At 56.1% G+C, this 1,085-nt stretch carries 1 protein-coding gene; it reads right to left on the bottom strand.

What is annotated here, in order from left to right; translation table 11 throughout:
- Positions 1–1,085, bottom strand: a 1,085-nt coding sequence (locus tag K0778_RS26295) for a glutamate decarboxylase (RefSeq protein ID WP_094316394.1), incomplete at both ends; no start/stop codon positions are given.

Here is a 1,085-nt window from a genome sequence, read left to right as displayed (position 1 = left end):
GCTTTGTAGTCTTCCAGCAACAGTTCAGCAAAGTCCATTTCGAAGCCGCGACGACACATAATGCGCATCACCACGATGTCGGTGGCTTCACCGCCGAGAGTGAAGGCCGGAACCTGCCAGCCGCGCAGACGCAGACGTTCAGAGAGGTCGTACAGGGTGTATCCCGGATCTTCACCATCTTTCAGTTTGAAGCAAACCGCCGGGATGCCTTCGTCCGGGCGACCCGTACAGATGAACTCATACGGCCCCAGTTTGGCGATTTCATCCGCCAGATAAGCGGCAACCTGGTAAGAGGCGTTCTGTACTTTGGTATAGCCTTCACGACCGAGGCGCAGGAATTCATAGTACTGTGCAATTACCTGACCCGCCGGGCGGGAGAAGTTGATGGCAAAAGTACCAATTTGACCACCCAGGTAGTCAACGTTGAACACCAGTTCCTGCGGCAGCGCTTCTTCGTCACGCCAGATAACCCAGCCGCAGCCCAGCGGAGCCAGACCGAATTTATGGCCTGAAGCACTGATCGATTTCACACGCGGCAGGCGGAAGTCCCAGACGATATCCGGGGCGACGAACGGTGCCAGGAAGCCACCGCTGGCAGCGTCGATGTGCATGTCGATGTCGATACCGGTGTCGGCCTGGAATTTATCCAGCGCATCGTGCAGCGGTTGTGGGAACTCATAGTTACCGGTGTAGGTCACGCCGAAAGTCGGCACCACGCCGATGGTGTTTTCGTCACAGGCTTCAATCATGCGTTTCGGGTCCATAAACAACTGACCGGGGCGCATAGGGATCTCACGCAGCTCCACATCCCAGTAGCGGGCGAATTTATGCCAGCAGATTTGTACCGGACCGCACACCAGGTTTGGTTTATCCGTTGGTTTGCCTGCAGCTTCCATACGCTTGCGCCAACGCCATTTCATCGCCATCCCGCCGAGCATACAGGCCTCGGAAGAACCAATGGTGTTGGTGCCAACGGCCTGACCATTTTTCGGCGCAGGCGCATGCCACAGATCGGCAACCATATTTACGCAACGCAGGTCGATGGCTGCGGATTGCGGATATTCTTCTTTGTCGATCCAGTTTTT

Origin of the sequence: Escherichia sp. XD33 (genome assembly GCF_019375075.1) — a bacterium.
In the GTDB taxonomy this organism is placed as follows: Bacteria; Pseudomonadota; Gammaproteobacteria; order Enterobacterales; family Enterobacteriaceae; genus Enterobacter; species Enterobacter flexneri_A.
Note: the sequence above shows the minus strand (reverse complement) of the source record. Positions and strands in the feature narration are given on the sequence as shown.